The sequence below is a fragment of the Streptomyces sp. NPDC079141 genome (assembly GCF_040686775.1).
Taxonomy (GTDB): Bacteria; Actinomycetota; Actinomycetes; order Streptomycetales; family Streptomycetaceae; genus Streptomyces.
Window position 1 is genome coordinate 1 of sequence record NZ_JBFBLP010000031.1, and the last position, 25,053, is coordinate 25,053.

General features: G+C 71.1%; 21 protein-coding genes and 1 pseudogene. 10 read left to right on the forward strand and 12 right to left on the reverse strand.

Going from position 1 to position 25,053, the window contains the following annotated elements:
- The 3 genes and pseudogenes from AB0Q90_RS41100 to AB0Q90_RS41110 all read left to right on the forward strand — a co-directional run.
- Window positions 1-243: pseudogene (locus tag AB0Q90_RS41100) on the forward strand (serine hydroxymethyltransferase); the annotation flags it as partial.
- Between the two features lie 59 nt (window positions 244-302).
- Window positions 303-1,670, forward strand: a complete 1,368-nt coding sequence (locus AB0Q90_RS41105; RefSeq protein WP_363165845.1) for an L-serine ammonia-lyase — start codon at window positions 303-305, stop codon at window positions 1,668-1,670.
- 58 nt (window positions 1,671-1,728) lie between these two features.
- Window positions 1,729-2,271, forward strand: a complete 543-nt coding sequence (locus tag AB0Q90_RS41110; protein ID WP_363165844.1) for an MOSC domain-containing protein — start codon at window positions 1,729-1,731, stop codon at window positions 2,269-2,271.
- Window positions 2,272-2,341: 70 nt separating this feature from the next.
- Here AB0Q90_RS41110 and AB0Q90_RS41115 read toward each other — a convergent pair whose 3' ends face one another.
- Complete coding sequence (locus AB0Q90_RS41115) at window positions 2,342-3,004, reverse strand: NAD(P)-binding domain-containing protein (RefSeq protein ID WP_363165843.1); 663 nt, start codon at window positions 3,002-3,004, stop codon at window positions 2,342-2,344.
- A gap of 104 nt (window positions 3,005-3,108) precedes the next feature.
- The gene (locus AB0Q90_RS41120) at window positions 3,109-4,113 is read right to left on the reverse strand and encodes a zinc-dependent alcohol dehydrogenase family protein (protein ID WP_363165842.1); all 1,005 of its coding nucleotides are present in this window, start codon (window positions 4,111-4,113) and stop codon (window positions 3,109-3,111) included.
- A gap of 101 nt (window positions 4,114-4,214) precedes the next feature.
- On the opposite strand from AB0Q90_RS41120, the gene AB0Q90_RS41125 reads away from it, so the two are divergent.
- Window positions 4,215-5,138: an AraC family transcriptional regulator gene (locus AB0Q90_RS41125; RefSeq protein WP_363165841.1), complete on the forward strand. Its 924-nt coding sequence runs from the start codon at window positions 4,215-4,217 to the stop codon at window positions 5,136-5,138.
- A gap of 73 nt (window positions 5,139-5,211) precedes the next feature.
- Here the strand turns inward: AB0Q90_RS41125 and AB0Q90_RS41130 are convergent, their stop codons facing one another.
- Together AB0Q90_RS41130 and AB0Q90_RS41135 are read right to left on the reverse strand one after the other, a co-directional pair.
- On the reverse strand, window positions 5,212-5,424 hold the full coding sequence (locus tag AB0Q90_RS41130) for an EF-hand domain-containing protein (protein WP_363165840.1): 213 nt from the start codon (window positions 5,422-5,424) through the stop codon (window positions 5,212-5,214).
- A 61-nt stretch (window positions 5,425-5,485) separates the two neighbouring features.
- Window positions 5,486-6,403 (reverse strand): MerR family transcriptional regulator, encoded by a 918-nt coding sequence (locus AB0Q90_RS41135; RefSeq protein ID WP_363165839.1) that lies wholly within the window; start codon window positions 6,401-6,403, stop codon window positions 5,486-5,488.
- A gap of 47 nt (window positions 6,404-6,450) precedes the next feature.
- On the opposite strand from AB0Q90_RS41135, the gene AB0Q90_RS41140 reads away from it, so the two are divergent.
- Window positions 6,451-7,083: a GNAT family N-acetyltransferase gene (locus tag AB0Q90_RS41140; protein WP_363165838.1), complete on the forward strand. Its 633-nt coding sequence runs from the start codon at window positions 6,451-6,453 to the stop codon at window positions 7,081-7,083.
- Between the two features lie 3 nt (window positions 7,084-7,086).
- On the opposite strand, the gene AB0Q90_RS41145 is transcribed toward AB0Q90_RS41140, so the two are convergent.
- The 7 genes from AB0Q90_RS41145 to AB0Q90_RS41175 form a co-directional block, all read right to left on the reverse strand.
- Window positions 7,087-7,692, reverse strand: a complete 606-nt coding sequence (locus AB0Q90_RS41145) for an ADP-ribosyltransferase (protein ID WP_363165837.1) — start codon at window positions 7,690-7,692, stop codon at window positions 7,087-7,089.
- 77 nt (window positions 7,693-7,769) lie between these two features.
- The gene (locus tag AB0Q90_RS41150) at window positions 7,770-8,960 is read right to left on the reverse strand and encodes a YncE family protein (protein ID WP_363165836.1); all 1,191 of its coding nucleotides are present in this window, start codon (window positions 8,958-8,960) and stop codon (window positions 7,770-7,772) included.
- Complete coding sequence (locus AB0Q90_RS41155) at window positions 8,960-9,724, reverse strand: polysaccharide deacetylase family protein (RefSeq protein ID WP_363165847.1); 765 nt, start codon at window positions 9,722-9,724, stop codon at window positions 8,960-8,962. Before AB0Q90_RS41155 ends, AB0Q90_RS41150 begins: the two co-directional genes overlap by 1 nt.
- A 767-nt stretch (window positions 9,725-10,491) precedes the next feature.
- Window positions 10,492-10,995: an ATP-binding protein gene (locus AB0Q90_RS41160; protein WP_363165835.1), complete on the reverse strand. Its 504-nt coding sequence runs from the start codon at window positions 10,993-10,995 to the stop codon at window positions 10,492-10,494.
- Between the two features lie 273 nt (window positions 10,996-11,268).
- A complete protein-coding gene (locus tag AB0Q90_RS41165) occupies window positions 11,269-12,036 on the reverse strand; it encodes an enoyl-CoA hydratase-related protein (RefSeq protein WP_363165834.1) in 768 nt (255 codons plus the stop codon).
- Between the two features lie 118 nt (window positions 12,037-12,154).
- Entirely contained in the window at window positions 12,155-13,387 is a 1,233-nt protein-coding gene (locus AB0Q90_RS41170) for an Ig-like domain-containing protein (RefSeq protein WP_363165833.1), read from the reverse strand.
- A 190-nt stretch (window positions 13,388-13,577) separates the two neighbouring features.
- Window positions 13,578-14,807 (reverse strand): Ig-like domain-containing protein, encoded by a 1,230-nt coding sequence (locus AB0Q90_RS41175; protein ID WP_363165832.1) that lies wholly within the window; start codon window positions 14,805-14,807, stop codon window positions 13,578-13,580.
- A gap of 152 nt (window positions 14,808-14,959) precedes the next feature.
- Between AB0Q90_RS41175 and glgX the strand changes: the two genes are divergently transcribed.
- On the forward strand, window positions 14,960-17,248 hold the full coding sequence (glgX, locus tag AB0Q90_RS41180; RefSeq protein WP_363165831.1) for a glycogen debranching protein GlgX: 2,289 nt from the start codon (window positions 14,960-14,962) through the stop codon (window positions 17,246-17,248).
- On the opposite strand, the gene AB0Q90_RS41185 is transcribed toward glgX, so the two are convergent.
- Window positions 17,205-17,504: a hypothetical protein gene (locus AB0Q90_RS41185; RefSeq protein WP_363165830.1), complete on the reverse strand. Its 300-nt coding sequence runs from the start codon at window positions 17,502-17,504 to the stop codon at window positions 17,205-17,207. The genes glgX and AB0Q90_RS41185 overlap by 44 nt on opposite strands.
- A gap of 177 nt (window positions 17,505-17,681) precedes the next feature.
- Here AB0Q90_RS41185 and AB0Q90_RS41190 point away from each other — a divergent pair, with 177 nt between their 5' ends.
- The 4 genes from AB0Q90_RS41190 to AB0Q90_RS41205 are packed head-to-tail and all read left to right on the forward strand — an operon-like array spanning window position 17,682 to window position 24,845.
- Complete coding sequence (locus AB0Q90_RS41190) at window positions 17,682-19,484, forward strand: ABC transporter ATP-binding protein (protein ID WP_363165829.1); 1,803 nt, start codon at window positions 17,682-17,684, stop codon at window positions 19,482-19,484.
- On the forward strand, window positions 19,481-21,325 hold the full coding sequence (locus AB0Q90_RS41195; RefSeq protein ID WP_363165828.1) for an ABC transporter ATP-binding protein: 1,845 nt from the start codon (window positions 19,481-19,483) through the stop codon (window positions 21,323-21,325). The genes AB0Q90_RS41190 and AB0Q90_RS41195 overlap by 4 nt, the downstream gene beginning before the upstream one ends.
- Window positions 21,322-23,097 carry an ABC transporter ATP-binding protein gene (locus AB0Q90_RS41200; protein ID WP_363165827.1) on the forward strand — a complete coding sequence of 592 codons (1,776 nt, stop codon included), beginning with the start codon at window positions 21,322-21,324 and terminating at the stop codon, window positions 23,095-23,097. The genes AB0Q90_RS41195 and AB0Q90_RS41200 overlap by 4 nt, the downstream gene beginning before the upstream one ends.
- Complete coding sequence (locus tag AB0Q90_RS41205) at window positions 23,094-24,845, forward strand: ABC transporter ATP-binding protein (protein ID WP_363165826.1); 1,752 nt, start codon at window positions 23,094-23,096, stop codon at window positions 24,843-24,845. Before AB0Q90_RS41200 ends, AB0Q90_RS41205 begins: the two co-directional genes overlap by 4 nt.
- Window positions 24,846-25,053 lie beyond the last annotated feature (208 nt).

A 25,053-nucleotide genomic window follows, 5' to 3' on the forward strand; every position in this document is an offset into this window, starting at 1 on the left:
GAGGTCGGCATCACGGTCAACCGCAACGCCGTCCCCAACGACCCGCGCCCGCCGATGGTGACCTCGGGTCTGCGGATCGGCACGCCCGCTCTGGCGACCCGCGGCTTCACGGCCGAGGACTTCACCGAGGTCGCGGACGTGATCGCACAGACGCTGCAGCCGTCGTACGACGCGGAGGCACTGAAGGCCCGGGTCAAGGCCCTGGCGGACAAGCACCCGCTGTACCCCGGCCTGAGCAAGTAGTAGTTCCCTGGTGGGGGCACCCGAGGACGTGTGCCCCCACCCTTTTTGGAGGAGTTCCCGTGGCCATCTCGGTCTTCGACCTGTTCTCGATCGGCATCGGCCCGTCGAGCTCCCACACGGTCGGCCCGATGCGTGCGGCCCGCATGTTCGCCCGCCGTGTGCGCAACGAGGGCCTGCTGCCCTCCGTCACCGCGGTCCGCTCCGAGCTCTACGGCTCCCTGGGCGCGACCGGACACGGCCACGGCACCCCGAAGGCGGTGCTGCTCGGTCTGGAGGGCGCCTCGCCGCGCACGGTGGACGTGGAGACGGCGGACGACCGGGTCGAGGCGATCAAGTCCACGGGCCGGCTCTCGCTCCTGGGCGAGCACGAGATCGCGTTCTCCTTCGACGACGACCTGGTCCTGCACCGCCGCGAGACCCTCCCGTACCACGCGAACGGCATGACGCTCTGGGCGTACGACGCCTCCGGGGCCGAGCTGCTGTCGAAGACGTACTACTCGGTGGGCGGCGGTTTCGTCGTCGACGATGACGCGGTGGGCGCGGACCGCATCAAGCTGGACGACACGGTCCTCAAGTACCCCTTCCGCACCGGCGACGAGCTGCTGCGCCTGACGAAGGAGACCGGCCTGTCGATCTCCTCGCTGATGCTGGAGAACGAGCGGGCCTGGCGCACGGAGGAGGAGATCCGCGAGGGGCTCCTCGACATCTGGCGCGTGATGCAGGCGTGCGTGTCGCGGGGCATGGCGCGCGAGGGCATCCTGCCGGGCGGCCTGCGCGTCCGCCGCAGGGCCGCCGTCTCCGCACGCCAACTGCGGGCGGAGGGCGACCCGTTGGCCCACGCCATGGAGTGGATCACGCTCTACGCGATGGCCGTGAACGAGGAGAACGCCGCGGGCGGCCGCGTGGTGACCGCCCCGACGAACGGCGCGGCGGGCATCATCCCCGCCGTCCTGCACTACTACATCAACTTCGTGCCGGGCGCCGACGAGGACGGCGTGGTCCGCTTCCTGCTGGCCGCGGGCGCGATCGGCATGCTCTTCAAGGAGAACGCCTCCATCTCCGGCGCCGAGGTCGGCTGCCAGGGCGAGGTCGGCTCGGCCTGCTCGATGGCGGCGGGCGCACTGGCCGAGGTCCTGGGCGGCAGCCCCGAACAGGTCGAGAACGCGGCCGAGATCGGCATGGAGCACAACCTCGGCCTCACCTGCGACCCGGTCGGCGGCCTGGTCCAGATCCCCTGCATCGAACGCAACGGCATGGCCGCGGTGAAGGCCGTCACGGCCGCGAAGATGGCGATGCGCGGCGACGGTTCGCACAAGGTGTCCCTCGACAAGGTCATCAAGACGATGAAGGACACCGGGGCCGACATGAGCGTGAAGTACAAGGAGACGGCCCGGGGCGGGCTTGCGGTGAACATCATCGAGTGCTGACGTTCCGCTCCCCTGCGGGAGTGGGACGGGGCATCTGAGAAGGGGGAGTTTTCTCGACATGGGTGGGGCGATCGCTGCGGTCAGCAGCAATGGTGCGTACTCCTTCAGCAAGCCCAACCGGGACAGCATCACGCTGATCGCCGGGTTCGGGGTGGAGGGGGACGTGCACGCGGGGGCGACCGTGAAGCATCGGTTCCGGATGGAGCAGGATCCCTCGCAGCCGAATCTGCGGCAGGTGCACCTCATGCATGAGGAGCTGTTCGAGGAGGTGCGGGCGGCCGGGTTCGAGGTGGCGGCGGGGCAGCTCGGGGAGAACGTGACCACGCGGGGGATCGATCTGCTGGGGCTGCCGGCGGGGACGCTGCTGCGGCTCGGGGACGAGGCCGTCGTCGAGGTCACGGGGCTGCGGAATCCGTGTGCGCAGATCGACGGGCTTCAGAAGGGGCTCATGAAGCAGGTCGTCGGGCGGGGCGAGGACGGCAGGGTGCAGTTCAGGGCCGGGGTCATGAGTGTGGTGCTCGTGGGTGGCGTGGTGCGGCCCGGGGACCCGGTCGAGGTCGAGCTGCCGGACGGGCCGCACCGGGCCCTGGAGGTCGTCTGAGGGGTGCGGGGTCAGGCCCTGAACTCCGGTGAGGGAAGCGGGTCGGCCCTGAACCCCGGTGAGAGGTGCGTCAGGCCTTGAACTCCGGCTTGCGGTCCGGGGATGCCTCGGTCAGGGCCTTGGTGACCGCATCCAGGCCGGCGCGCAGGCCGTAGACGGGGGTGTCGGGCTGCTGGCGCCAGGAGTCGTCGATGCCGCCCGCGTCGACCGTGTCGTAGCCGAGTTCGTCGATCAGGGCGCGGACCTTCGCCTTGGCAGCCGCGTCGTCGCCGGCCACCGGGAGGGCCATCCGGTCGGGGGCGCCGGACGGGCGGTGGCGGTCGAGGATGTCCTGGGCGTAGGTGCCGTTGAATGCCTTGATGACCGGGTGGCCGATGTGGCGTTCGGTCCAGCGGCTCTCGGTCAGGCCCTCGTCCTCGATCGCGGCGATCCTGCCGTCCCGCTGCTGCGGGTAGTAGTTGCCGGTGTCGATGACCGCGACGCCCTCCGCCGCCTCGGCGAGGAGGCCCTGCGGCAGGTCCGGTACCGCCTTGACCGGGATGGTGATCACGACGATCTCGGCGCCGCGTGCGGCCTCGGTCACCGGGACGGGGGTCGCGCCGGTCTCCGCCGCCAGTTCCTTGAGCGTGTGCGGCCCGCGCGAGTTGGCGACGGCGACCTCGTGGCCGAGGGCGGTGAGCCGCCGGGTGAGGTTGCCGCCGATCTGTCCCGCGCCGATGATGCCGATCTTCATGACAGAGCCCTCCAAGGTTGATGCACATGCATACGTCTGCTGGTGTGCGTCAACCTCGGAGGGCGGCGGGCTATTCCGGGCGCCCGGCAATCGGCCGGCCTTCGTCAGAGGCGTACGACGATCTTGCCCGTGTGCCGGTTCGACTCCATCCGGCGGTGGGCCTCCTGGATGGAGTCGAGGCCTTCGAAGACCTCGTCGACGACCGGGCGGAAGCCACCGTCGGCGAGACCGGCGTTGACGAAGGCGGTGGAACGGCGGCGGCCGCCGGGCGTCGTGGTGAGCGCCATGTTGGCGTACGTGTGGATCGTGAAGGGCCAGTTGAAGGGGATCTCGGCGGGCCGGCCGTCCAGCCAGCCGTAGACGACGACGGATCCGCCCTCGCCGAGCGCGCCGACGAGGCCGCCGAAGCCGGGGCCGCCGATCGAGTCGAAGATCACCTCGACGCCGCGCCCGCCGGTGACCCGCCGGACCTCCTTGGCGACGGACTCCGCGCCCGTGTCACCGGTGACGATCACCTCGGCGGCACCCAGGTCGAGCAGCTGGCGGCGCTTCTCCTCGGTGCGGGTGGTGACGATCGGGACGGCGCCGACCCGGCGGGCGACCTGGATCGCCGCGGTGCCGACCCCGCTGGACGCGGCCGTGACGAGGACGTGGTCGCCGGGCTTCAGACCCCCGGTCTCCAGCAGGCCGCCGTACGCGGTGGTGTACGTCAGCCAGGCGGCGGCCCCGGTCACGGCGTCGACCGAGGCGGGGCGCCGGACCACGGCGGTCTCGGGCAGGACGACGCGCTCCGCGTACACGCCCTGGGAGCTCATCTCGATGCCGGGGCCGGTCATCACCGGGTCGCCGACGGCGAGTTCGGTGACGCCCTCGCCGACCGCCTCGACGATCGCGGAGGCCTCGTAGCCGAGGCGGGAGCCGGGCAGGGTGGGCTGGTAGTAGTAAGTCCCGGCGCGGAAGAGGGCGTCGGCGCGGTTGAGGCCCAACGCCTCGATGCGGAGGGCGACTTCACCGGGGCCGGGCCGCTCGGGGACGGGGGCGTCCTCGATCCTCAGCACCTCGGGTCCGCCGATGTCATGGAAGAGCACGGTACGTGCGGTCGTTGACATGCCGTCAACGCTACGGAGGCCGTGCGAGACGATCCATGTCTGTCGGTCTCGTCTTCATGTCCGTTCGTCTTCCGGCTCGGCCGGGTGGCTATGGTGGGGGCATGGATGTCCTCAGCGACGCCGTCGCCGCCATGCGCACCGGACGGCCGCACTCCACGCGCCGGGACAAGTACGGGCCCTGGGGCATGCGCTTCGAGGCCTCGTCCGGCGCCGGGTTCCATGTACTGCTCAGGGGGTCGGCCTGGCTGATCCCCGCCAAGAGCGAACCCGTCGAACTCGGGCCGGGGGACGTGGTGTTCCTGGCCAGCGGCTGCGGGCACGGGGTGGCCAGCGCCCTGGACGTACCGATGGAGGAGGTGCGGCTGAAGGAGGACGGCACCTGGCCCGAACTGCCGCCCGATCCCGTGGGGTCGGGCCCGCCGACCACGGTCATGCTGTGCGGCGCCTATCTGATGGACCGCTCCCGCGCCCACCCGCTGCTGACCGAGCTGCCGGAGGTGATCCACCTGCCCTCCCGCGTCGGCACGCACGGCTCGCTGCGGGCGGCCGTGGAGCTGCTGGGCACGGAACTGGCGGATCCCCAGCCCGGCTCGGACACCATCGTGACCTCGCTCCTGGACACCCTGCTGCTCTACATCCTGCGCGCCTGGTGGCTGCGCGAACGTCACGGCTCCGGGCACCCCACCGGCTGGGCCGCGGCCCTCGCCGACCCGGCGGTCGCAGCCGCGCTGCGCGCCATCCACGGCGACCCGTCCCACCCCTGGACGGTGGAGGAACTCGGCGCCCGCGGCGGCCTGTCCCGCGCGGCCTTCGCCCGCCGGTTCACGACGCTGGTGGGGGCGCCGCCACTGACGTATCTCACCTGGTGGCGCATGACGACGGCCGGCCGGCTGCTGCGCGAGGACGACGTCCCGCTCCGGCTGATCGCCGGGCGCACCGGGTACACCTCGGAGTTCGCCTTCGCCAAGGCGTTCAAGCGGGAGTTCGGGGTGGCGCCGGGACAGTACCGGCGCCGGGCGTCCTAGCCGACGCCACGGCCGCAGCCGCGCATGGCAAAGGGGCGCCCGTCCTTCCGGACCGGCGCCCCTTGTGCACGCGTCACTTGTTCAGGTGCGCCCAGAACTCGTCGAACGACAGGACCTTGTCGCCGTTGAGGTCACGGCTGGCGATGATCGCCTCGGCGACCGCCTCGGTGACGTTCCAGTCGCCGCCCTGGGCGAGGGCGGTCTTGAACTCGGCGGCGGTGATGAAGCCGTCACCGTCCGTGTCGATCCGCTCGAACTGCTTGCGTGCTTCCTCGATGTCCGCCACCGGTCCGCCCCTTCGTCATGCGCATTGCCTGATGCGTACTGCCTTGATTGCGATGGTCAGATTAGCCGCCCGTCCGCGAGCGCAGCGCAGCGACCACCCATGCGAAGTCCTCCGCGTGCAGCGGCTGCGGCTCGCGCCCGTTCACCAGGGCGATCAACTCGCGGTAGCGGTTGGCCTGGGCGTGGAATCCGGCCTCCAGGCGTTGGAGCACGGCGGCCCGGTCGGCGTCCGGCCCGAGGAGCTCGTCCAGCACCGGTCCGGCCTCCGGCGCGTCCGGTGCGACGCCCTGCTCGCGGGCCCGTCCGGCCAGCTCCACCAGCCGCTTGAAGAACCACATGGAGGCACCGGCCGGGGCGTCCGGTCCGCGGTCCCGCGCGTTGAACTCCACCATCTGCCGCATCCGGGCCCGGAACTGCGGGTCCTGGACCAGCTCCGCCAGCTCCACCCAGGCGTCGACCTGCCGCGGGGTCGGGTCGTCGGGGAGGTCGACGGTGGTGTGCCGGAGCCGTTGCCGGATGTCCGGGTCCACTCCGTCGACCCCGTGGAACACCTCCGCCACGAACTCCTCCATGATCCGCCTGCGTTCGGCGGCCGACAGCCTTGCCAGCTTGTTCATCAGGGTCATCTCCTCCGCGGTCGAACCGCGTCGCGCCACGGACGACAGCACCGCGCGGGTCACCTTGAGCGACCGGATCTGCGCGTCCAGCGCCCGCACATGGGCCGCCGCGACCTCCGCCACGGTCGTCTCCCCGGCCAGCACCTTGCGTACGTCGTCCAGGCCGAGGCCCAGCTCGCGCAGCGTGCGGATCAGCTCCAGGCGGGCGGCGGACTCGGCGTCGTAGAGCCGGTAGCCGCCCGAGGAGCGGGTCACCGGGGGCAGGACGCCCTCGTCGGACCAGTACCGGATGGTGCGTACGGTCAGTCCGGTGGCCGTGGCCAGTTCGCCGATGGTGAGAAGGCCGGTGCCGTCGTCGATCATGTCTGGGAGTCTGGGCCTTCCAGTGGGTGGAGACTCAAGGAGCGCGGGTGGAGACCTTGCGGGACATTCTCGACGCGGCGGCGCGGGGCGTCTTCCCGCCGGCCGACGGCGGCACGACCGTCGTCCCCCAGCACTCTCCTCGCGACGCGGGCGTCCTCGCCTTCACGGCGCACTCCGTCGTCTTCACGGACGAGGATCCTGCGTGGGTCTACGACACGCTGCGCGCCACGGAGTGCGACGCGCTGGCGGCGACGATGAACGCCCGCTTCCTCACCGCGCTCCTGGACCGGACGGGGCGTACGACCGACACCATCGACGTGCTGACGGTCGCGGACCCCCTGCCCGGGCGGCCGGCCCTGGCCCTGACGGAGATCGCCGATCCCGGGCATCCGCGGGCGGTGTCCTCCCGCAGACGGCGCGACGACGTACGGGTGTGGGCGGCGGACGGCGGCGTGCTGGTCCTCGGTCGCGGGGTGGCCGGGCGGCTGGAGGTCGCGGTCGAGGTGGACGAGGGGGTACGGCACCGGGGGCTGGGCCGGGCGCTGGTGACGGCGGCCCGGCAGCTCGTCACGGAGCCGGTGTGGGCGCAGGTCTCGGCGGGGAACGCCCGCAGCATGCGGGCGTTCCAGGCGGCGGGTTACCGGCCGGTGGGCTCGGAGGCGCTGCTCATCGCACGGTAGGGCTCAGTGCCAGGCCTCGTAGTGCGGGTTGCTCTGGCAGCCGCTCATGATCTCGACCTTGGTCGTCTTGTTCACCGGGCAGACGCCGATGATGTACTTCCGGGCGATGCCGCCGGGGAAGGCCACCTCGACCTGGTCGGCCCATTTGTGGGTGTCGCCGATGGTCCGGTTGACGTCGATGCCGCCGGGGGCGTCGATGTAGTAGTTCCAGCCCGACTTCCACCACTTCTTGTACAGGTCGTGGTCGTAGGTCGTGGAGACGTACGGGGAAGGCTGGTTGACCAGGACGTACTGCTCCAGGTCGTACTGGCCGTTGACGTCCTTGGGGTCGAAGCCCTCGTTGAAGATGGTCTCGGGGCCCCGGCCGTCGGCGCGGTAGAGGGTGCCGCAGGTCTTACGCCAGACCGGCTCGGGGGTGATGCGGCCGACGTCGACGGTGCGGTCGAGGGCGGCCTTGATCGGGTCGTCGTACTGGACGGGGCAGTCGGCGGGGGCCGGGGCCTTGGTGGGTACGGCCTGGGTGGGGGTGGTGGCGGCCGAGGTCGTGAAGACGGCGGCAAGGGACAGGACGACGGCAGCGGTGCGCCGCCGCAGGGAAGTTGTGATCATGGAGAGCACAATTCCGGTTCTGCGGCGGCGCATTGTGGACGTTCACTCGTACGGCGGCGTGTCCGGCCGGCCTCGGGTCAGCGGAAGATGCCGGTGTGGCCCAGGGAGTAGCGTCCCGGCTGCGGGTACACCGCGAGTCCATGCGGGCCGCTGCCCACGGGGATGCGGGCGAGCTGAGCGCCGGTGCGGGTGTCGATGGCGTACACCTCGGCGTCGTAACGGCCCGACAGCCACAGGACCTTGCCGTCCGCGGAGACGCCGCCCATGTCGGGGCTGCCGCCGTCGGGCAGGTGCCACTTCTTGGTGAGCTTGTTCTTGGTGAAGTCGAAGACGGAGACGCTGCCTTCACCGCGGTTGGAGACGTACATCTCGCGGGAGTCGCGGCTGACGTAGAGGCCGTGGCAGCCCTTGCCGGTGGGCAGGAGCTCCGGTTCGTCGAACTTGTCGCCGTCCAGCACCCACATGCCGTCGGCCATCATGTCGGCGATGTAGAACTTCTTGCCGTCCGGGGAGATCTTCACGTCCTGCGGCATGGCGCCGTCGAAGGGGAGCTTCTGCTGGCCGACGACCTTCATCTTCTCCGTGTCGACCTTGAGGAGTTCGCCGCTGAACTCGCAGGAGACGATGAAGTACTTGCCGTCGCGGGAGAAGTCGGCGTGGTTGACGCCGTAGCAGGTGACCGGCTCGGTCTTGATCCGCTTCATGGTGTGCGGGTCGCGGAAGACGAGTTCGCGGTCGAGGGAGGCCATGACGACGGCGTACTTGCCGTTGGGCGTGAAGTAGAGGTTGTACGGGTCGTGGACCTCGACCGGCTTGCCCGCCTTCCCCGTCTTGGGGTCGATGGGGGTGAGGGTGTGGCCGCGGTTGTTGTTGACCCAGAGGGTCTTCATGTCCCAGGAGGGGACGACGTGCTGGGGCTGGCGGCCGACCGGGATGGTCTCGATGATCTCGTACGTCTTCGGGTCGATGACGGAGACGGTGTCGGACTCGGTGTTGGGGACGTAGACCCTCGACGGGAAGTCCTTGACGACCGGGGAGAGTTTGTTGGGGCGGTCGGCGGCGTAGACGTCCTGCGGGTCGAGGACGGGGGGCATGCCGGGGAGGCCCTGGACCGGCTTCTTCTTGGGTGGGGCGGGGATGGCGGCGGCCTTGGTGGCCGCGGTGTCGGTGGTGTCGGTGGTGTGGTTTTTGGTTTCGGTGCCGCAGGCGGCGAGGGCGGCAAGGGCTGCGCTTGTGACGAGGGTGGTTCTGACGAGGTTGCGGTGCATCAGCTGAACAGCTCCGTGGTGGTGACTGCGGCCAGGCCGCGGCGGTCGAGTTCTTCGAGTACGGCGGGGAAGGCGGCGACGGTGTCCTCGTAGCCGAAGTGCAGGCTCACGATCGAACCGGGGCGGATCGTGGTGGTGACGGCGCGGGTCACCGCGGTGGGGCCGGGCGAGGTGAAGTCGAGGGAGTCGACGTCGTAGGAGAGGACGTGGGGGTAGCCGGCGCGGTGGGCGAGGCGTTCGACGAGGGGGGAGGCTCGGGCGGCGCGGGAGGGGCGGAACCAGGTGCCGATCGAGCCGGTGAGGCGGTGCAGGCGGTGGGCGCAGGCGGTGATCTCGGCGTAGGCCTCCGCCTCTTGCATCGTGTTGATGTCGAGGTGGTGGTGGGTGTGGTTGCCGAGGTCGTGGCCGGCGTCGAGGATGCGGCGGGCGAGGGCGGGGTTTTCGTCGAGCCAGGTGCCTACGGCGAGGACGGTGACGCGGGCGTCGTGTCGCTCGGCCTCGGTGAGGAGGGCGTGGGCGGTGGTGGGGTCGCCGTTGCCGTGGAAGGTGAGGGCGACGCGGGGGGTTGTGCGGGGGCCGTGGGTGAGCTGGGTGGGGTGACCGGGGAAGCGGTGGGGGGTGGGGGCGGTGGGGTGGGTGGGCGTCGGGGCCGGGTGGGCTTGGGCGCCGGTGGTGGAGCAGGCGGGGGTCAGGGCGGTTGCGGCGACGAGGCCGGCGGTGGCTTGCAGCAGCGTCCGGCGGTCGGTCGTGGTCACGCGCCCTATTTAAGGGGGGTTACGGGTGAAATCGGGTGATTGGGCCGGTCGGTGGCTTGTACGGGTCGCGGGGGTGCGGGGCGGGGGTGCGGGGGGCCTTTCTCGCCCCCGCCGCCCCTACCCATTCCCGTCCCCAGGGGCTGCCGCCCCTTCGACCCCGCCCAGGAGGCTCCGCCCCCTGAACCCCCGCGGGGCTTCGCCCCCGCACCCCACCAGGGCTCCGCCCCTGCACCCCGGCCGGGGGCGCCGCTCCTGGAAACCCTCGGGGGCTCCGCCCCCTACACCCCCGCGGGGCTTCGCCCCCGCACCCCACCAGGACTCCGCCCCTGCACCCCATCGGCCTGAACGGCCTCGTCCTCAAACGCCGGACGGGCTGGATGATGCGGGCCTGCGCCCAGATGTGACCGCCTTGGGGCTGCGCCCTTGCGGGTGGGTGGGGGTTCGGGACGGCTGCTGACTTGCCGCCGAACGCTGGACGGGCCGGGGGATGCCTACCAGTGCCCAGACGTGCCCGGCCTGAAGCTACACCCCCTACGGGTGGGTGAGGGCTCGGGATCGTTACGGGCCGGAGCCACCGACCGACGCCCAGACGTGCCCACCCCTGGGGCTGCGCCTCTACAGGTGGGTGAGGGCTCGGGATCGTTGCAGGCTTAGCCTCGGGCGCCGGACCGGCTGGAACTGCCAACCAGCGCTCAGATATGCCCGCCCCGAAGCTGCGCGCCCAGCGGGCCGGGTGAGTTGGCGCGGTCGGGCTGCATGTCGTGGGTCGCTGTGGCTCAGCGGTCCGCCACTCTCATCTCGAACCAGGTTGTCTTGCCTCTGGGGAGTAGGTCCACTCCCCATCTGTCGGCCAGTTTGTCGACCAGGAACAGGCCTCGGCCGCTGATGTCCATTTCCTGGACCGGCATCAGGCAGGGGAGGCCTCGGGAGGGGTCGCGGACCTCGATGCGGATCCAGCCTCGGCGGCGGCGCATGCGGAGGCCGAAGACTCGGGCGCCGGTGTGGCGTACGGCGTTGCCGACCAGTTCCGAGACCAGTAAAACGGCGTCCTCGGTCATTTTGGGGGTGAGGCCCCATTGGCGCAGGACCACCACCTGGGCCAGCCGGCGGGCCGTGGCCGCGGACTCGGGGCGGGAGGGGAGGGGAACCTCCGCCTCCGTCGGGTTGCCGAACAACTCCAGTGCCTTCAGGGCGTGTTCGTCCTCTACCGCCGGCGACCAGCGCGCCGCGGTCGCACGGCCGTGTCCCCGCGGCTGTTCGATACCCTCCAGCCCCGCCATGCCCCCATCATGGCCGCCCAGGGCACCATCCGGGGTCGTTCCTGCGGAATACGCCCCCCGGAATCCACCATTCCGCAGCGGCCGATCGGCATATGCCATTGGCAGTTCAGAGGCGGATGCAGCCCGCCTGAGCTGCGGTAATGGCTCGATCGGAGGCAATCGACCGGCTCCCTCGGCAAGACAGACTTAAGGTTGACTTAAGGCTCCCATAAACCGCCCCAACGAGGGACCCGGATCAGACATCACGTCAATTGCAAGCGGGTTGGCGGGATTTCAGAGAAACTTCGCCTTGCCCGGGCCGTCCTCCACGAAGCTCTTCATGCCCGTCTCCCGGTCCGCCGTGGCGAACAGGCCCGCGAACCAGTTCCGTTCCACCGCGAGGCCGGTGTCGATGTCCGTCTCCAGACCCGTGTCGATCGACTCCTTCGCCGCGCGCAGCGCGATCGCCGGGCCCTGCGCGAGCTTCGCGGCCCACGCGTGTGCCTGCTCGTACACCTCCTCGGCCGGGACCACGCGGTCCACCAGGCCCAGGGTCAGCGCCTCGTCCGCCTTGACCATCCGGCCGGTGAAGATGAGGTCCTTGGCCTTCGAGGGCCCGATCAGCCGGGACAGGCGCTGGGTGCCGCCCGCACCCGGGATCAGGCCCAGCAGGATCTCCGGCTGGCCCAGCTTGGCGTTCTCCGCGGCGATGCGGAAGTCCGCGCACAGCGCAAGTTCGCAGCCGCCGCCGAGGGCGTAGCCCGTCACCGCGGCGACGACCGGCTTGGGGATGCGGGCCACGGCGGTGAAGGAGTCCTGGAGGGCGCGGGCGCGCAGGACCATCGCCGTGTGGTCCATGGCCTGCATCTCCTTGATGTCCGCGCCGGCCGCGAACACCTTCTCGCCGCCGTAGATCACCACGGCACGCACGTCCTCACGGCGGGTCGCCTCCTCGGCGAGCTCCTTGAGGCGATCCTGCGTGGCGACGTCCAGCGCGTTCATCGGGGGGCGGTCCAGGCGGAGGGTGCCGACGCCTTCGGCCACTTCGAGAGTCACGGTCATGCAGGCAGGTTAACGGGGACTAACGAGGACTAACGGGGGGCGGGCAGGTGCGGTGCCTCACACTCGGGCGCCTACGACAACGGCCCCGGTGTATCCGGGGCCGTACGTCATCCAGGAGCTACTTCTTCCACTGCTCCCACGACATGTTCCAGCCGTTCAGGCCGTTGTCGGGAGCCACCGTCGCGTCGTTGGAGTTCTTCACGACCACCACGTCGCCGATCATGGAGTGGTTGTAGAACCAGGCGGCCGGGGTGCTGCCGTCGTAGGCGCCCTTGACGTCGCTCAGGCCCACGCAGCCGTGGCTGGCGTTGTAGTTGCCGAAGGCGCCGCCGCCCCAGTAGTTGCCGTGGATGAAGGTGCCGGACTGGGTCAGGCGCATGGCGTGCGGGACGTCGTCGATGTCGTACTCGCCGGCGTAGCCGACCGTGTCGCCGTTCATCCGGGTCTCGACGAACTTCTCGGTGATGACCATCTGGCCGTTCCAGGTGTCGTAACCCGGCTTGCCGGTGGTGACCGGGATGGTCTTGACGACCTTGCCGTCCTGCATGACCTTCATGTGCTTGGTCTTCACGTCGACGACGGAGACCTGGTCACGGCCGATGGTGAAGGAGACGGTCTTGGCCTGCTCGCCGTAGACGCCGTCGCGGCCCTCGACGCCGTCGAGGTTGAGGTCGACGGTGACCTTGGTGCCTTCCTTCCAGTATTTCTCGGGGCGGAAGTCCAGGCGGTCGTTGCCGAACCAGTGGCCCTCGACGTCGACGGCCGGCTCGGTCTTGATGCTGATGGCCTTCTCGACGTCGTCGGGGTTGGTGATGCCCCGGTCGAAGCGGACGGAGAACGGCATTCCGACGCCGACCTTCGAGCCGTCCTCGGGAGTGAAGGTGCCGATGAAGGTGTTCTGGGGAGTGAGGGTGGTGAAGGTGGACTCCTCCTCCGCCGCCCGGCCCTCGGAGTCCTTCGCCACCGCGTGCACGGTGTACTTGGTGGACGCCGCGAGATGCGTGGACGGCGTCCAGCTCGCGCCCCCGTCGGTGATCTTCCCGGCTATCGCCCGGCCCTTGGTGTCCTTGACCTCGACCTCGGTCAGCTTGCCCTGCGCGGCGCCGACCTTGAGGGCGCCGCTGGTCTCGACGGACTTGGCGCCGTCCTTGGGGGCTATGGAGACAACCGCCTGCGACTGCTTGCTCTCGGCCTGACCGGAGCCTCCGCCGGAGCCGCCCTTGCCGTCCCCGGACCCCGAGTCCGAGCCGCCACCGCACGCGGTGACGGCCAGCAGCAGTCCGCCGGCGAGCACCGCCGTCAGCCTCCGCCGCACCCGTGCGTCAACCGACGCCCCCGATATCGGTCGCACGTTCAAGTCGTCTCCCCTCGCCGGGCCTGGTCAGGCCCCCGCCCCCGCGCGTCCCGCACGCGCTCGGCGCATATTAACCACAAGGTCATCTGCGTCGGCGTCCGCGATTGTCACCGTTCCGTACCGAGTTCCGTACCGAGTCCAGTACCGACTTCGGCGGAAAGGTGTGTCAACGCGCCTCCCTGTCCGGTTACTTCACCGCACTACCGGCCTTCCACGCCTTCCAGCCCATATTCCACCCGCCGAGGCCGTTGTCAGGAGCCACCTTCTTGTCATCGCTGCGAACGACCTCGACGACGTCCCCGATGAGGCTGCGGTCGAAGAACCAGCCCGCGGGGGTGTCCGAACCGCCGCCCTTGACGTCCCTCAGTCCGACGCAGCCGTGGCTGACATTGACCTTTCCGAAGGCGTGCGGGGCCCAGTAGTTGCCGTGCAGGAAGGTGCCGGATTCGGTCAGCCGCATGGCGTGCGGCACGTCCGGGATGTCGTACTCGCCGCCGAAGCCGACCGTGCGGCTGTTCATGCGGGTCACTTCCAGCATCTCGGTGACGACCATCTTGCCGTTGTACGTGGTGGTTTTGGGGGCGCCGGCCGTGATGGGCACGGTGGCGAGCAGCTCGTCGTCGCGCCGGACCTCCATGGTGTGCTCGGCGGCGTCGACCGTGGAGATCTGGTGGCGGCCGACGGTGAAGGAGAACGTCTTGTACTGGAGGCCGTAGACGCCCGGGGCGCCCTCGACATCGCGCAGTTTGAGGGCGACCGTGACCTGGGTGCCGGGCTTCCAGTAGTGCTCGGGGCGGAAGTCGAGGCGGCCCTTGCCGAACCAGTGCGGGCGGATCTCGACGGCCGGCTTGGCGGTGACGTGGACGGCGCGTTCGACGGCGGCGCGGTTCTCGATCTCCCGGTTGAACTCCAGGGAGACGATCATTCCGGTGCCGACGGTGGAGCGGTTCTCCGGGGAGACGTATCCGATGAAGCGCTCCTCCGGGACGTACGTGGTGAAGGTGGTGTGGCGGGCGGAGCGGCGCCCGTGGCCGTCGAGCGCGACCGCGTCGACCGTGTAGCGGGCGGCGAGCGCCAGTGTGTGGTCGTCGGGTTCCCAGCGCAGGCCGTCGGCGGAGATGTGTCCGGGTACCGGGGTCTCGTGCGCGTCCTGGGACTTGACGACCTTCACCGACTCCAGGCGCCCGCTGGGCACCCGTACCCGCAGTGCGTTGTCCTGGCCGACGCCCTTGCTGCCGTCGTCCGGCCAGACGCGGATCACGTCCTCGGGTGCCGGGGGCTTGCCGAGCCCGCCGAGCCCGATGCCGCCGCCGGTCTCCGAAGTGCAGCCGGCGGCTCCCGCCAGCAGTCCTGCCCATGTCAGTACGGCGACCAGCCCGGCCCTTGCGCGCCGCGCGCGCCCTTGTGCATGCCTCACGAGGTGCCCAACGACCGGGCACGCTCCGGGGAAACGTGAGTGCGAGCCAAGCGCTGGGCAGAACAGTGGGGAGGACGACGCGACGGGGAGCCGCGGCCCGGGACTCTGCCTGCCCGCTTTCACGTCGTTCCGCGAGCCGTGGGAGGCCGAGCGTGTCCAGCAGCGCAGCCGAGCGTGAGGCAGTGCCTCAGGAGCGTGCCACCGAGGGCACGGGGGTCGTAGTGAACGGCGCGCGGCGCCGGCCTCCGGCTGTGCCGGTGTGGCCGGGGGCGCCGACGCCGCTCGGGGCCCGGTTCCGGGTGGGTCCGGACGGGGTGGCGGGAACCAACTTCGCGTTGTGGGCGGGCGGGGCCGAGGCCGTGGAGCTCTGTCTGTTCGACGAGCGGGGAAAGGAGACCCGGGCCCGGCTGACCGAGCTGACGCACGAGATCTGGCACGGTTTCGTGCCCGGTGTCATGCCCGGGCAGCGCTACGGCTTCCGGGTGCACGGCCGCTGGGATCCCTGGACGGGTGCCCGCTGGAACCCTGCGAAGCTGCTGCTCGACCCGTACGCGCGCGCGGTGGACGGGGACTTCGGGCTGCCGCCTGAGGTGTACGGGCATGTCCGGGACTGGCCGCAGCAGCAGGTCGCCGACACCGTCCGCGACGACCGGGACTCGGCGCCGTTCGTCCCCAAGGGCGTGGTGGTGCACGACGACGCGCCGGACGACGAGTGGATGGACGACCGGCGGCCGAAGACGCCGTGGGCGGACTCGGTGATCTACGAACTGCATGTGCGCGGCTTCACCAAGCTGCACCCGGGGATCCCGGAGGAGCTGCGCGGCACCTACGCCGGTCTCGCGCATCCGGCGGCGATCGAGCACCTGGTGAAGCTCGGGGTGACGGCGGTGGAGCTGCTGCCCGTGCACCAGTTCGCGCACGAGGACCATCTGCTGCGCCGGGGCCTGCGCAACTACTGGGGCTACAACTCCATCGGCTACTTCGCCCCGCACGCCGGCTATGCGGCCTCCGGTACGACCGGCCAGCAGGTCGGGGAGTTCAAGCGCATGGTGCGCGCGCTGCACGAGGCCGGGATCGAGGTCATTCTCGACGTGGTCTACAACCACACGGCGGAGGCGGGCGAGCTGGGCCCCACGCTGTCGTTGAAGGGCATCGACAACCGCGGCTACTACCGGCTCCAGTCGGACGCGCGGCGGTACGCCGACTACACCGGCTGCGGGAACACCCTGCACGTCGTCCAGCCCCACGTACTGCGGCTGATCACCGACTCCCTGCGCTACTGGGTGACGGAGATGGGCGTGGACGGCTTCCGTTTCGATCTGGCGGCCGCGCTGGCGCGTTCCATGCACGACGTCGACATGCTCTCGCCGTTCCTCGCCGTGATCGCCCAGGACCCGGTGCTGCGCCGGGTGAAGCTGATCGCCGAGCCGTGGGACGTGGGCTCGGGCGGCTATCAGGTCGGCGCCTTCCCGCCCTTGTGGACGGAGTGGAACGACCGCTATCGCAACGCCGTACGGGACTTCTGGCGTGGCGCGCTGCCGGACGTGCGGGATCTCGGCTACCGGCTGTCGGGGTCGAGCGACCTGTACGCGTGGGGCGGGCGGCGCCCGTACGCCTCGGTCAACTTCGTGACGGCGCACGACGGTTTCACGCTCCGGGACATGGTGTCGTACCACGGCAAGCACAACGAGGCGAACGGCGAGGGCAACCGGGACGGCACGGACGACAACCGGTCGTGGAACTGCGGCGCCGAGGGCGAGACGGACGACGAGCGCGTACGGGCGCTGCGGCGGCGGCAGTTGCGGAACCTGCTGACCACGCTGCTGCTGTCGACGGGCGTGCCGATGCTGGTCGCGGGCGACGAGCTGGGGCGCACCCAGCGCGGCAACAACAACGCCTACTGCCAGGACAACGAGATCAGCTGGCTGGACTGGGGGCTGCTGGAGGACCCGGGCTGGAAGGCCCTGTTCGACCTCACCTCCCGGCTGATCGAGCTGCGTCACCGGCACCCGGTGCTGCGCCGCCGGGCCTTCTTCTCCGGGCGGGCGCACTCGGCGGACGGGCTGCGGGATTTGGCCTGGTTCACCGCGCGGGGCACGGAGATGACGGAGCGGGACTGGTACGCGCCCGCGGCAACCCTCGGGATGTATCTGTCCGGGCGGGACATTCCCGGCCGGGACGAGCGGGGCGCGCCCTTCCTCGACGACAGCTTCCTCGCGGTGCTGCACGCCGGTGACCGCCCGGCGAGCTTCACGCTGCCGGGGCCGCCGTGGGCGGAGGGGTACGAGGTGGTCGTCGACACGTCCAGCGAGGAACAGCAGGAGGCTCCGGTGGTGGTGGAGCGGGCGGGCACCGCGATCACGGTGCCGGCCCGGTCCGTGCTGCTGCTGCGGGTGATCAGCGCGGCGGGCGGCCCGGACTCAGCTGACCGAAGCCGATGAGGACCAGGCCGGACAGCATCAGCGCGTTCATGCTGAAGAAGCGGACCTCCCAGGACGGGACCGGCAGCACCTCGAAGTAGAACAGCCCCTGCGTCACACAGGACGCGCCGACCAGGATCGCCCCCGTGCCGTACGGGCGGGGGCGGAAGACGCGCCGGCGGGCCAGGGGCGGCAGCCAGCCCGTGCGGATCGTCGCCGCGCCCGTGGCGAGCGCCAGCAGACCGAGGACCACGCCGGTTCCGACGACCCAATCCATGACGCTCCTCCTTCGGCCGGTGCCGGGAGCATCACAGTGCACGACGGTCCTGGTCAATGCCGGGTTCCGGCAGTGTGCGGGCCGCTTCGCGGCGGTCGCCGGCGGGCGGTCGTGGCCGCGCCGGCCCGGCCAAAACTCGGTGGGCAGTGTCAGTGGCGATTTGTAGGCTCGCTGCTGATGCCGACGACACGTGCAACCACCCCGGAACGTTCCACTGTCAGAAGCCTGTTGCGCCTGTGGCCGTATGTGCGGCCGGTGCGGGCGCGGCTGTTCACCGCCGCGTTCGTGGCGATACTCGCCTCGTGCACCGGGCTCGTCATTCCGCTCGTACTGAAGTGGATGGTGGACGGGCCGGTCGCCGACCGGGATCCGGCGGGGGTGTGGCTCGGCGCGCTGTACCTGCTCCTGCTCGGGCTGGCCGAGGCGCTGCTGTTCGGGCTGCGACGGTGGCTGGTGGCGCGGCCGCTGTCGCATGTCGAGGCGGAGATGCGGGCGGATCTGTACCGGCATCTGCAGCGGCTGCCGGTCGCCTTCCACGACCGTTGGGCGTCGGGGCAGTTGCTGTCCCGGGGGACGACGGATCTGATGCTGCTGCGTATGTTCCTCGCCTTTCCGCTGACGTTCCTGCTGGTCAACGGGGTGACGATCCTGGTCGGCGTGGTCATCATGCTGCTCCAGGACTGGACGCTGGGGCTGGTGATCCTCGGGCCCGCGATACCGCTGATGATCACCTGCCTGGTCTTCGAGAAACGGTTCGCGCAGGTCGCGCGGCAGGCGCAGGACCAGGTCGGTGATCTGACGACGGTCGTCGAGGAGAGCGTGCTCGGGATCCGGATCATCAAGGGCTTCGGGCGGCACCGGAGTCAGGCGCAGGCGTTCCGGGAGCTGACGCGGACGCTGCGGGGGACGGAGCTGCACAAGGCCCGGCTGCTGGCCGTCATCTGGGCGGTGATCGTGACGCTGCCGGAGGTGGCGATCGGGGCGGCGCTGGTGCTGGGGTGTGTGCAGGTGGCCGACGGGGCGTTGTCCGCGGGGACGTTGGTGGCGTTTCTGTCCACGGCGCTTGCCTTGCGGTGGCCGGTGGAGTCGATCGGGTTCCTGCTGGCGATGAGCCAGGAGGCGGCTACGGCTACGGAGCGGTACTTCGAGGTTCTGGACGAGGTGCCGGAGTCGGAGGGGCCGCGGGTTTCTGGTGGGCCGGAACTGGTGGGGGCCGGGGCGGCTTATGGCACCGCCGGACTGCAGTTTCACGGCGTCTCCTTCCGTTACCCCGACGCTCCTCCCGGCTCCCCGCCCGTTCTCGACCGCATCGACCTCCACATCCGGCCCGGTGAGTCCATGGCCCTGGTCGGGGCCACCGGCAGTGGCAAGACCACGCTCACTGCGCTCGTCCCCCGCCTGCACGAAGCGACCGACGGGCGGATCACGCTCGACGGTGCGGACATCACCGCCATGTCCCGGGAGGAGCTGCGCTCGATGGTCGCCGTCGCCTTCGAGGAGCCCACACTCTTCTCCGCGAGCGTCGGCGAGAACGTGCTCATGGGGGCCGGCAAGGCCGCCGGTGACGAGGAGTTGCGGCGCGCGCTCGCCGTCGCCCAGGCCGACTTCGTGCACGCCCTTCCCCAGGGCACCGACACCCAGGTCGGCGAGCAGGGGCTGAGCCTGTCCGGTGGGCAGCGGCAGCGGCTGGCGTTGGCCAGGGCCGTGGTGGGGCGGCCGCGGTTCCTGGTGCTCGACGATCCGCTGTCGGCGCTCGACGTGCACACGGAGGCCGCCGTGGAGGCCGCGCTGCGGCAGGTCCTCGCGGACACCACCGCCCTGATCGTGGCGCACCGCCCGTCCACCGTGCTGCTCGCCGACCGGGTCGCCCTGCTGTCCGGCGGCCGGATCGCCGCCGTCGGCACCCACCACGAACTGCTGCGTACGAACGCCGAGTACGACCGCCTGATGTCCGGCGCGGACGAGGAGGACCACCGATGACGGCGCCCACCACGACGGCACCGGCGAAGGACACCTCAAGGAGCGGGCCCGGCGACCCCTTCGACCAGGACTCCCTGCCCACTCCCCCGGGTGCCACCGCCGCACTGCTGCGTTCGCTGCTGGCGCCGATGAAGGCGCGCGTCGCGCTCACCACGCTTCTGCTGCTGCTCCAGCAGGCGGCCGTCCAGGCGGGCCCGCTGCTGGTGGCGTACGCCATCGACGAGGCCGTACCGGCGTTCCGGCGCGAGGACCACGGTCCGTTGATCGCGGTCGCCGTCGGCTATCTGCTGTGCTCGCTGGCGTCCGGCGCGCTCCAGTACGCGTTCATCGGGGCCTCCGCCCGCGTCAACCAGGACGTGCTGCTGGATCTGCGCGGCCGTATCTTCCGCCATGCGCAGGCGCTGAGCATCGACTTCCACGAGCGGTACACCTCCGGGCGGCTCATCTCGCGTTCCACCACGGACGTGGAGTCACTGCGCGAGCTGCTCAGCGAGGGGCTTCAGGAGCTCGTGACGGTCATCCTGTCCTTCGTCTACATCTCGGCGCTGCTGCTGTGGCTGGACCTCGGGCTCGGGGCGCTGGCGGTGGCCTCCTTCGGGCCGCTGTACCTCCTGATGCGGTCCTACCAGCGGCGCGCGAAGCGGGTGTACCGGCTGCGGTCCACTGCGATCGCGGCCGTGATCGTGAAGTTCGTCGAGACGATGAACGGCATCCGGCCGGTGCGCGCGTTCCGCCGCGAGGCCGTCAACGACGCCGACTTCCGCGTGCTGAACGAGCGGCACGAGCGGACCAACGGCGACGCGCTGCTGGAGATGGCCCGTTACGTCATCGGCTCCCGGCTCGTCGCCAACACGGTCGTCGCGGGGATCGTGCTGTGGGGCGCCTACCAGGTCGCGGACGGCTCGCTGGCCCTCGGTGTGCTGGCGGCGGCGGTGCTGTACCTGCGGCGGCTGTACGACCCGATCGACCGGCTCGGCATGTTCCTCAACTCCTACCAGTCGGCGTACGCGTCCCTGGAGAAGATCGCGGGCCTGCTGGCCCAGACACCGTCCGTGCCGGAACCCTCCACCCCGCGTCAGCTCCCGCCGCCGGCGGGCGAGCACCCCGGCCGTGAGGTCGTCTTCGACGGCGTGCGGTTCGGCTACCGCACCGGCGGCGAGGTGCTGCCGTCCTTCGCACTCACCCTCCCCGCCGGGCAGACGGTCGCGGTGGTCGGCTCGACCGGCGCCGGCAAGTCGACGCTGGCAAAACTGCTCGCCCGGTTCTACGACCCCTCCGAGGGCCGGGTGCTGCTGGACGGCGTCGATCTGCGCGAGCTGTCCGTGCCCGAGCTGCGGCGCGGGGTGGTGATGGTGACGCAGGAGGCGTTCCTGTTCTCCGGCACGGTCGCCGAGAACATCGCCATCGGACGGCCGGACGCGACCCGTGCGGAGATCGAGCGGGCCGCGAAGGCGATCGGCGCGCACGAGTTCATCAGCACCCTGCCCGACGGCTACGACACGGACGTCCGCAAGCGCGGCGGCCGTATCTCGGCAGGACAGCGCCAACTGGTCGCCTTCGCCCGGGCGTTGCTCGCCGATCCGGCGGTGGTGATTCTCGACGAGGCCACCAGCTCCCTGGACATTCCCGGTGAACGGGCCGTGCAGCGCGCGATGTCGACAGTGCTGCACGGCCGTACCGCGGTCGTGATCGCGCACCGGCTGTCCACGGTGGAGATCGCGGACCGGGTGCTCGTCATGGAGCACGGGCGGATCGTCGAGGACGGGACACCGGCGGAACTCAGCGCCGGAACAGGGCGGTTCGCCGATCTGCACCGCGCGTGGCGGGACAGCCTGGCGTGATCGACGCGTACGAGGATCCGGGCACGCCCGACTGCCGTGGCGGCTGGCGGTATCTGCTGTGGCTGGTGCTGCGGCAGCCGGGGCGGTCGGTCGCGGGGGCGCTGCTGGGCAGCGTGTGGATGGTGCTGCTCGCGGCGACGCCGTTCCTGATGGCCCGGGCGGTGGACGAGGGCCTGGAGCAGGACGACATGGGCGCCCTCGCCCGGTGGACGGGGCTGCTGGTCGTGGTCGGGGCGGCCAACGCCTGGCTGGGCATCATGCGGCACCGCACGATGACACGGGTGCGGATGGACGCCAACTTCCGCACGGTCAAGGTCGTCGTGGGGCACACCGTGCGACTTGGGGCGGCGCTGCCCCGGCAGGTCAAGGCCGGGGAGATCGTGACCATCGGCGTGGGCGACGTACAGCAGATCGCGTCCGCGCTCACCGTGATCGGCCCCGGCATCGGCGCGGTCGTCGCCTACCTCGCGGTGAGCGGGCTGCTGCTGACCGTCTCCGTGCAGCTCACCGTGGTGGTGCTGCTGGGGATGCCCGTGATCGCCCTGCTCGTAGGCCCGTTGATGCTCCGCCTCCAGGGCACGGAGGCCGAGTACCGGGAGCGCCAGGGCGTACTGACGGCCCGCATCGGCGACCTCGCGGCCGGCCTGCGCGTCCTCAACGGCCTCGGCGGCAAGAGCCTGGTCGCCGACGCCTTCCGCCACGACTCGGCCCGGCTGCGCCGCCAGGGCTACCGGGTCGGCTCGGTGACCAGCTGGATGCAGGCCCTCGGCCTCGGCCTGCCCACCCTGTACCTCGCCCTGGTCACCTGGATGGCGGCCCGCATGGCGGCCCAGGGCACCATCACCGTGGGTGAGTTGGTGGCCGTCTACGGCTATGTCGCGGTCCTGGTCCGCCCGGTGTCGTACTTCGTGGACTGGGGCTACCAGCTGGGCCGGGGCGTGGTGGCCGCGAGACGCGTCGTACGACTGCTGCGGCTGGAGCCAGAACCGGACACCGGCACGAGCGAGCCGCCCGCGGAACCGTCGGTCCTGTACGACCCGGAGTCCGGCGTACGAATCCTGCCGGGCCGACTGACAGCCCTGGCAGGCGCCCGCCCGGCGGACGCGACGTCGGTGCTGGACCGCCTGGGCCGCTACGAGCGGTCGGATGCGGTGTGGGGCGGAATCCCGCTGAGCGAAATCCCCCTGCCCCAGGTACGCTCCCGCATCCTGGTGGCCGACCACGAGGCGGATCTCTTCGCAGGAAAACTCCGAGAGGTAGTAGCGCCCCAAAGGGGCGCGGGGCTGTTTCAATCTGCGGCTCCGCCGCGGGGCGCGACAAGCCACAACGAACCCGCAGACGCCACACAACAACCCGAGGCACTCTCAAAGGCGCTGCACGCGGCCGCAGCCGAAGACATCGTGCAGGGACTGCCACAGGAAGCCGCCTCCCCGCTGGAAGCCAACGCTCGCAACCTCTCCGGCGGCCAACGCCAACGCATCCGCCTCACCCGAGCCCTCCTCGCCGACCCGGAGATCCTGCTCGCCGTGGAACCCACCTCCGCCCTCGACGCCCACACGGAGGCCCGCGTGGCCGAGCGCCTGCGGGACGCCCGCAAGGGCCGTACCACCGTGGTCACCACCACCTCCCCCCTCCTGCTCGACCGCGCGGACACCGTCCACTACCTGGTCGACGGCAAGGTCGCGGCCACCGGCACCCACCAGCGGCTCCTCGCGGAGGAACCCGGCTACCGCGCACTCGTGGCCCGCGACGCCGAGGAGCCCGCCCGATGACCGACGCCCAGCTCCCCATCGCCGACGCGAGTGCCGTACGCCGGGCCTCCCTACGGCTCGTACGGGCCGACGGGCGGGCCTTCCTCGGCGTACTCGCCCTGAACGCCGCGGCCGCGGCCGTCGGGCTCGCCGGCCCCTATCTCCTCGGCCGGATCATCGACGAGGTGCGGGCCGGCGCCGGAGTGGCCGCCGTGGACCGCGCGGCGCTCGGCATCCTCGTCTGCGCCGCGGCCCAGCTCCTGCTCGCCCGCTGGGCGCGCTACGCGGGACACCGTTTCGGCGAACGCACCCTCGCCCGCGTGCGCGAGGAGTTCGTGGACCGGGCGCTCGCCCTGCCCGCCTCCGTCGTGGAGCGCGCCGGCACCGGCGACCTGACCGCGCGCGGCACCGCCGACGTGGCCACCGTCGGCACCACGCTGCGTGACGCCGGGCCGGAGATACTCATCAACATCGTGCAGGCGGTGTTCCTGCTCGGGGCGGTCTTCGTGATCGACCCGCTGCTCGGCGCGGTGGGCGTGTTCGGCCTCACCCCGATCTGGTTCGCGCTGCGCTGGTATCTGCGCCGGGCCCGGGACGCCTATCTCGACGAGGGCGCTGCGAACTCGGACGTGGCCGAGATCGTCGCGGCGACCGCGGCCGGCGCCCGCACGGTGGAGGCGTTCGGGCTCCAGGAGCAACGGGTCGCGGCGAGCCGCGAGGCGCTGGAGCGGTCCCGGGTCCGGCGCTTCCACACGCTGTTCCTGCGTACGGTTTTCTTCCTGGTGGTGGAGCTGTCGCACCTGTTCCCGGTGGCGGGCGTGCTGCTGATCGGCGGGGTCCTGCACGCGCACGGGGCGGTGAGCCTCGGTGCGGTGGTGGCGGCCGGGCTGTATCTCCGGCAGTTCGAGGGGCCGCTCGGCGAGATCCTGGTCCGGGTGGAGCAACTCCAGAGCAGCGGCGCCTCGTTCGCCCGGGTGGAGGGCCTGGCGCAGGCCCCGCACGGCACCGGCACCGAGGCGCCCGCGCCGGCGGACGACCGGATCGACGTCACCGCCGTGCACTACTCCTACGGCCGTGGCGGCGAGGTGCTGCACGGGGTCGACCTGACCGTGCGCCCCGGGGAGCGGCTGGCCGTCGTGGGACCGTCGGGCGCCGGCAAGACCACCCTGAGCCGACTGCTGGCGGGCGTCGACGCGCCCACCGCCGGTTCGGTGACCGTCGGCGGTGTGCCGGTCGTGCGGCTGGGTCCCGAGCAGCTGCGCCGCCAGGTCGTGCTGGTCACGCAGGAGCACCATGTCTTCCTCGGCTCGGTCCGCGACAATCTGCTGATCGCCGAACCAACCGCCGGGGACGACGAGTTGTGGGCGGCGCTGCGTGCCGTCGGCGCCGAGACGTGGGTACGGGAGCTGCCCGAGGGCCTCGACACCGCGCTCGGCGAGGGCGGTTGGCGCACCGACGGCTCGCAGGCGCAGCAACTGGCCCTCGCCCGGGTGGTCCTGGCGGACCCGCACACTCTGATCCTGGACGAGGCCACCGCGCTGCTGGACCCGACGACGGCCCGGCACACCGAGCGCGCCCTGGCCGCCGTACTCGAAGGCCGTACGGTCATCGCCATCGCGCACCGGCTGCACACCGCGCACGACGCGGACCGGGTGGCCGTGATGGAGGAGGGCCGGCTGGCCGAGCTCGGCACGCACGAGGAGCTGGTGGCGGCGGACGGCGCGTACGCGCGGCTGTGGCGGACGTGGCACGGGGACCGTACGCCCTGAAGGGACTGGTCCGTATATCGGACGTGAACTCCCGGACAACGGACGATTTCCGGCCAACTTTCTGACGCGACCCTGACAGGACCACGGATCTCCTGCCACTCTTCCCACGGCCGCTTCACAGCAACCCCACATGTGTCATCGCTGTGCTGTGCGCGGCCGAGCTCCCGCACGTGGTTCCGCGTACCGCCCCGTTCTGCCCGCCCGGCCC

Bases quoted from the DNA above. Each gene is read 5' to 3' on its own strand.
- AB0Q90_RS41185 (WP_363165830.1), bottom strand. From the start codon at position 17,504: ATGGATTGGGTCGTCGGAACCGGCGTGGTCCTCGGTCTGCTGGCGCTC.
- AB0Q90_RS41115 (WP_363165843.1), bottom strand. From the start codon at position 3,004: ATGAAGATCGGCATCATCGGCGCGGGACAGATCGGCGGCAACCTCACC.
- AB0Q90_RS41135 (WP_363165839.1), bottom strand. From the start codon at position 6,403: ATGATCGACGACGGCACCGGCCTTCTCACCATCGGCGAACTGGCCACG.
- AB0Q90_RS41150 (WP_363165836.1), bottom strand. From the start codon at position 8,960: ATGCACCGCAACCTCGTCAGAACCACCCTCGTCACAAGCGCAGCCCTT.
- AB0Q90_RS41110 (WP_363165844.1), top strand. From the start codon at position 1,729: ATGGGTGGGGCGATCGCTGCGGTCAGCAGCAATGGTGCGTACTCCTTC.
- AB0Q90_RS41165 (WP_363165834.1), bottom strand. From the start codon at position 12,036: ATGACCGTGACTCTCGAAGTGGCCGAAGGCGTCGGCACCCTCCGCCTG.
- AB0Q90_RS41125 (WP_363165841.1), top strand. From the start codon at position 4,215: ATGGATGTCCTCAGCGACGCCGTCGCCGCCATGCGCACCGGACGGCCG.
- AB0Q90_RS41205 (WP_363165826.1), top strand. From the start codon at position 23,094: ATGACCGACGCCCAGCTCCCCATCGCCGACGCGAGTGCCGTACGCCGG.
- AB0Q90_RS41145 (WP_363165837.1), bottom strand. From the start codon at position 7,692: ATGATCACAACTTCCCTGCGGCGGCGCACCGCTGCCGTCGTCCTGTCC.
- AB0Q90_RS41190 (WP_363165829.1), top strand. From the start codon at position 17,682: ATGCCGACGACACGTGCAACCACCCCGGAACGTTCCACTGTCAGAAGC.
- AB0Q90_RS41160 (WP_363165835.1), bottom strand. From the start codon at position 10,995: ATGGCGGGGCTGGAGGGTATCGAACAGCCGCGGGGACACGGCCGTGCG.
- AB0Q90_RS41120 (WP_363165842.1), bottom strand. From the start codon at position 4,113: ATGTCAACGACCGCACGTACCGTGCTCTTCCATGACATCGGCGGACCC.
- AB0Q90_RS41195 (WP_363165828.1), top strand. From the start codon at position 19,481: ATGACGGCGCCCACCACGACGGCACCGGCGAAGGACACCTCAAGGAGC.